Here is a 5715-nt window from a genome sequence, read left to right on the forward strand (position 1 = left end):
CTGCGGGGTAGTGGTGTCGATGGGATCGGCGAGTGATTTGAAATGCGCGCCCTTGGCGTCGAGCTCGGCGATCACGGCGAGGAGATGCGACAGTGAGCGGGCCAATCGGTCGAGCCGCGCGACGACCAGCACGTCGCCGCGGCGCACCCGCGCCAGCGCCTTTGCCAGCTCCGGCCGCGAGGCCTTGGCGCCCGACATATGCTCGCGAAAAATCTCGACGCAGCCGGCCGCCTTCAGCACATCGGTCTGCGCGTCCGTGACCTGGTCCTCGGTCGAGACGCGGGCGTAGCCGATCAGCCGTCCCTTGATGTTCGAATCCGTCATCGGGAGGCGACTTCCGATCCGCCGCGGTCGGAGAGAAGCGACAGCAGGGCAGGGTTCGTGTAAATTTTCTCCCTGCCTGCCTCAATTTCCTGGAGGAGCCCGAGGGACACGAGGGCTTTCAGATAAACGGAAGCGGATTGGCGCTTGGCGATGCCCGCGCCGACCAGATCGGCGATTCGGCAATAGGGATTGACGAATATGATCTCGGCCAATTCGCGAGAATAGATCTTTGGCAAGTCGCGCCGAATTCGTTCGGCGGTCCCGTCGAGCAGGTTACGGATCGCCCATATTTTTGCGGTCGACCATGTCGCGGTTTCGCGTATGGCGGCGAGCATGAACAAGATCCATGGCTCCCACGCGTCGCCCGTCGTGACGGCGAGCAGTCCATCGTAGTAGGACTTTTTATTATCAATGATATAGCGGCTCAAATACAGGACGGGAATATCGAGCAGCCCTTGTTCGACGAGGAACAGCAGATTGAGAACTCGGCCCGTGCGACCATTGCCGTCTGTGAACGGATGGATCGCTTCGAACTGGTAATGCACGATGGCGAGCCGGATCAGCGGATCGACGCCGTCATCCGTGTGGATGTAGCGCTCCCAATTGGCGAGTTTGTCGCGCAGCAGTCCGGCTCCTTCGGGCGGGGTGTAGACCACTCGGCCGGTCGCCTCGTTCAGCAGCGCCGTGCCCGGGGTTGCGCGGATATCGAGGTCCACTCCTTTGATGGTCCGACATATCTCGATGGCGCTCCGCGTCGAAAGCGGGCGGTCCTTCAGACTCTCGAAGCCCTGATAAAGCGCCGTGCGATAGCGGAGCGCCTCCTTGGTCGCAGGGTCGACGCCGGTTTCCGGCCGGTTGGCGAAGCGGAAGAGCCTGTCCGTGGTCGTGACGATGTTTTCGATCTCGGAGCTTGCTTGCGCTTCGAGGAGCGGAATCGAATTGATCAGAACCGACGGGTTGGGGATTAGCTGGCCCGAGATCTTGAGTTCCGCCAGCGCCGCGCGGCCCCCGACGCAGGCCTTGAGAATGGCCTTGGTCTCGACGTCGTGGCGCGGCGGCAGAGCCGGAAGGTCATTGTAAGGGCGGGCAGGGTCGAACAACATGTCGAAGAAGCCTGTGTCGATCGACAGATTGCTCCCGACATGTCGATGAGATCGACAAATGCCGGAAACGTGTCGATGATTCGAGTTTCTATCGACATGCAAGCTCCAGCGCAATAGGCAAATACATAATTGTATGTGACAACAAATCGGTCGTTTGAAACCGCATCCGAATGCCGAAGTTCGCCGCCGCGACATAGTGGTGAGCAGAAGAAAGGCCCGAAAAACAGCCCATTTCGCCGATCTGTGGGCCGAAAGCTCGCCTCTGGAGCCGTTCCGAGGCTTGCTTTCGGCTGCTACGGCGACGCATTTCGATCCGGCCGACGAAAGAGAAAAAGTATCTTCTATCACTAAAGTTAAATTCGAGATAAGTTGATACGTGTCTTGATTCACACGGAATTAAAATGAGATTTTATCTCCCAGGCTCTGTTTCATTCGAGCGCCTGCAAGCCCTTCGCTAGTCTGCGGGGCGCGTGTCGCGACCTCACGGCATTCTCCTCACGGCGACCGCTGCCGGCGCGGGCGCCCTCGAGGACGAAGACGCGGCGGTGGATGAGCTCGAGACCGTGGAGCGATCCTCGTCGGGGAGTTCGACGAAATCGACGAACTACTGGCGCGAACGTCGCGTTTGGCAGAGTGCAGTCACGCTGCCAAACGCGACCGCTGGTCGTGCCAGTCTGGATTTCGTCTGGGACCAGATTCGACGATCCCGTCGAGAAACGCTTCGACCTGCCTTTGATGCTGGCGATTTCGCGCGAATAGGCGAGCGCGTCGCATTCGGCGTTGTCCATGAAGGCGGCGAGCCTTGGGAGCGTCGGCCGGAGCTGATCGGCGACGTGGCCGCCAATCGTCTTAGCGGCGCCTTCGTCCATCCACAGAGGCGTGGGCCTTTATGTCCGCACTCCATCTTGACAACCGACGTCGCGAGCGATGATATTTAATGAAATGATTAAATGTTCTGAGGCGACGCTCGACACGGTCTTTCACGCTCTGGCCGACCCGCACCGCAGGGCGATCCTGCGTATGCTGACCGAACACGAGCGCAGCATTGGAGAAATCGTTCCCTCGTTTCCGATCTCCTTCGTCGCTGTCTCCAACCACTTGAAGGTGTTGGAACAGGCGGGTCTCGTCATCCGACGCAAGCAGGGCCGTCATCAGATGTGCAGCCTCGACCGCCGTGGTCTCGACGCCGCCCGGAACTGGCTCGATGCGCATGAACGCTTCTGGAGCGAGCGGCTCGACGCCCTGGACGCCGTGGTCGCTCAGATGAAGGCGGAGGACACGGGCCGTTAGAGTCCGGCGCCAACCGGTAGAAACAAGATGGAGGAAGCGCTTGACCCAGAATGCCCTCTCGAGCGAACGGGCTACAACGTCCGTGCCCGCGCCCGCCGCCGACCAGGCGGCCGATCCCGGTAGCCTGCGCCGGGTGGTGGTGGCCTCCTCTCTCGGAGCCATCTTCGAAGCTTATGACCTCGTGCTCTACGGGCCGATGGCCGCGATCGTCGCCGCCGAGTTCTTCTCCGGGCTCGATCCCGCCTATGCCTATATCTTCACCTTGCTCTCCGCCGCCGTGACCTATGTCGCCCGCCCATTCGGCGGGCTGGTGTTCGGCCCCCTCGGCGACCGGGCCGGGCGCAAATTCACCTTTCTGCTCACCATCCTGATCATGGGCCTGTCGACCGTGCTCATCGGCTTGCTGCCGAGCTACGCGGCCATAGGGGTCGCCTCTCCGCTGCTGTTCATGGCGCTGCGCATCCTGCAGGGCCTCGCCTATGGCGGCGAGTTCGGCGGCGCAGTCACCTATATCGCCGAATATGCCCCCGCCCACCGGCGCGGCTTCGCCACCAGCGCGATCGCTGTCACCGCGGCGAGCGGCCTGGCTCTGGCGATCCTGGTCGTGCTCGCCTGCGAGCTGGCGCTCGGAAAGACGGCGTTCGAGGCCTGGGGCTGGCGCATTCCATTCCTACTTTCCGCCGTGCTCATGCTGGTCTCGGTCTATATCCGGCTGCGCCTACAGGAATCTCCGGTGTTCCTGGCCATGAAGCGGTCGGGCGGCGGCTCGCGGACGCCGCTACGCGAGGCGTTCGGCCGCTGGGACCATCTGCGCGTGGCGCTGCTCGTCCTGTTCGGCGCCGCCGCTGGCCAGTCGGTCGCGATCGCGACCGGCTCCTATCCGATCTACCTCCTGGCGTTGAACCTGAAGATCGATCCCTTCCTGCTGCACTACACCATCCTCGGCTACAGCGTGGTCTTCATCGGCGCGATGATCCTGGCGGGCTGGCTTTCGGACCAAATCGGCCGCAAGCCGGTGGTGCTCGCCGGCTTCATCGGCACGGCGCTCGCCGCCTATCCGGTGTTCCTCGGCGTCACCCACTATGCGCATCCGCGCCTCGCGGCGGCGATGACCACGCATCCGGTGACGGTGGCGGCCGATCCGGCGACGTGCAGCCGCCAGTTCGATCCGTTCGGCCTCGCCGAGTTCCGCAGCCCCTGCGACATCGCCCGGCGCGCCGTCGCCAAGCTCGGCGTGCCCTACACGAATCGCGCCGAGTCACCGGGCCACGTCGCCCAGGTGGAGATCGGCGCCGCGGTGGTTCCCGCCTTCGAGGGCGCCGGGCTCGACCGGGCGGTCTTCACGCAGCAGGCCAAGGCCTTCGACGTCGCCCTCGCGGCGGCATTGGCCGATACGGGATATCCTGCCCGCGCCGCGCCGGAGTTGACCAATGTGTCGATGCTGATCACGCTCATGGCCGCCCTCAGCGTCTTCGTCGCGATGGCGTCCGCCCCGCTCTCGGCCTGGATGGTGGAGATGTTCCCGACCCGCATCCGCACCACGGCCTTCGCGATGTCCTACAATATCGGCGGCTGGTTCGGCGGCTTCCTGCCAGCAATCTCATTCGCCGCCTTCACCGCCACGGGCGATCTCTATGCGGGTCTGTGGTACGCAGTCGGCGTCCTGCTGGTCGCGCTCGTGGTCGGAGGACTGTTCCTGCCCGAGACGCGCGGCCGCGCCCTGGACCGCGTGACGTTGGAGCGCGTGACATGACCGGCGCCGCGGGTCGTTCGGTCTCGCTCGTCCTGGTCCGCCGCATCAATGCGCCGGCGAGACAGATATTCACCGCCTGGACGGACCCGAAATGGCTGGTCCGCTGGCTGATTCCCGGAGCCGGAGCGCTGCGGGAGGCGGTTATCGACCCGCGTCCGGGCGGCGCCTACCGGCTGGAGGGCCTCGATCCGGATGGAACGCGCTATCGCCTCTGTGGCCGTTACATCGACGTCGCGACGGAGCGGCGGATCGCCTTGAGCTGGGAATATGAGGGCGCCGCAGCCGGCCTATGCGGGCCGCCGACGCGGGTCGACGTCGATCTGCGCCCACTGGGCGCCGATGCTTGCGAGCTGACGCTCACCCACGGCGAGCTCCGGGGGGAGGAAGCAGCCGCGACGCACCGCATATTGTGGACGATCTGCCTCGACCGGCTCGTCTGGTCGCTCGTTCCGCCGCCGGACGAGCCCGCCTTTCGCCCGTCGCTCGGGGCGATCGCCGAGCTCTATGGCGAGTCGCACCGCTTGCTGCAGGACGCCTTCGACAGCCGGCCGTTGGCCAACACCTTGCGCAAGATGATGGTGACGAGCACGCTGACGACCGAGCACAAGGCCTTCATCGCCGGGCGGGACATGGTGTTCCTCGCCACCGTCGACCATCGCGGCTTTCCGACCTGTTCCTACAAGGGCGGGGCGCCGGGCTTCGTGCGGGCGCTCGACGACCAGACCCTCGCATTGCCGAGCTACGATGGCAACGGCATGTATCTCTCCGCGGGCAATGTCGCCGCCAATGCGAAGGTCGGACTGCTGTTCATCGATTTCGAGCAGCCGCACCGGCTGCGCATCCACGGCGCCGCGCGCCTCGTGCGCGACGAGGCGGAGCTCGCAGCATTTCCCGGCGCGGAGCTTTTGCTGGTGGTGAAGGTCTATGAGGCCTTCGTGAACTGCCCGCGCTATGTGCATCGCTATCAGCGCGCGGAAACATCCCCCTTCGTGCCGGGCGAGCCGCGCGGGGACGAAATGGCGCCCTGGAAGAATCTGGACGTCCTCCGTGACGCCCTCCCGGGCCGGGATCGGGTTCGGCGCGAGGAGGCGGGATCAAGGTCCATGACGCGCGAGGAGTATCTGGCGCGCCTGAAGCGCGGGGAGACCTGAGTGTCGGTCCGAAGACAAGTTGAATCGGATGAATCGCTTGTGATTCAATGAGGCGGTCTGATTCTCGCGGAGACCGCCGATGTGGACGAATGAA

The 5715-nt window shown here is 64.2% G+C and carries 7 protein-coding genes; 5 read left to right on the forward strand and 2 right to left on the reverse strand.

The genetic code is table 11. The annotated features are described in order from the left end of the window. Positions 1–324 (reverse strand): recombinase family protein (locus EDE12_RS21405; RefSeq protein WP_134188301.1); only part of this gene is annotated, 324 nt, incomplete at its 3' end. Further along, a complete protein-coding gene (locus EDE12_RS21410; protein ID WP_026598300.1) occupies positions 321–1427 on the reverse strand; it encodes a Fic family protein in 1107 nt (368 codons plus the stop codon). The genes EDE12_RS21405 and EDE12_RS21410, both read right to left, overlap by 4 nt. Positions 1428–1581: 154 nt before the next feature. Between EDE12_RS21410 and EDE12_RS21415 the strand changes: the two genes are divergently transcribed. The 5 genes from EDE12_RS21415 to EDE12_RS21435 all read left to right on the forward strand — a co-directional run bounded on the left by EDE12_RS21415 (position 1582) and on the right by EDE12_RS21435 (position 5621). Further along, on the forward strand, positions 1582–1800 hold the full coding sequence (locus tag EDE12_RS21415) for a hypothetical protein (protein WP_134188302.1): 219 nt from the start codon (positions 1582–1584) through the stop codon (positions 1798–1800). Positions 1801–1972: 172 nt separating this feature from the next. Further along, entirely contained in the window at positions 1973–2365 is a 393-nt protein-coding gene (locus EDE12_RS22045; RefSeq protein WP_157198930.1) for a hypothetical protein, read from the forward strand. A gap of 4 nt (positions 2366–2369) precedes the next feature. Further along, positions 2370–2717: a metalloregulator ArsR/SmtB family transcription factor gene (locus tag EDE12_RS21425; RefSeq protein ID WP_026598302.1), complete on the forward strand. Its 348-nt coding sequence runs from the start codon at positions 2370–2372 to the stop codon at positions 2715–2717. Positions 2718–2799: 82 nt separating this feature from the next. Continuing rightward, positions 2800–4470: an MFS transporter gene (locus EDE12_RS21430; protein WP_051592404.1), complete on the forward strand. Its 1671-nt coding sequence runs from the start codon at positions 2800–2802 to the stop codon at positions 4468–4470. Continuing rightward, entirely contained in the window at positions 4467–5621 is a 1155-nt protein-coding gene (locus tag EDE12_RS21435) for an SRPBCC domain-containing protein (RefSeq protein WP_084768457.1), read from the forward strand. The genes EDE12_RS21430 and EDE12_RS21435 overlap by 4 nt, the downstream gene beginning before the upstream one ends. Positions 5622–5715 lie beyond the last annotated feature (94 nt).

It is taken from the genome of Methylosinus sp. sav-2 (assembly GCF_004366495.1).
In the GTDB taxonomy this organism is placed as follows: domain Bacteria; phylum Pseudomonadota; class Alphaproteobacteria; order Rhizobiales; family Beijerinckiaceae; genus Methylosinus.

Excerpts from the sequence above, each read along its gene's own strand:
- EDE12_RS21435 (WP_084768457.1), top strand. The coding sequence starts at position 4,467 with ATGACCGGCGCCGCGGGTCGTTCGGTCTCGCTCGTCCTGGTCCGCCGC.
- EDE12_RS21425 (WP_026598302.1), top strand. The coding sequence starts at position 2,370 with ATGATTAAATGTTCTGAGGCGACGCTCGACACGGTCTTTCACGCTCTG.
- EDE12_RS21410 (WP_026598300.1), bottom strand. The coding sequence starts at position 1,427 with ATGTTGTTCGACCCTGCCCGCCCTTACAATGACCTTCCGGCTCTGCCG.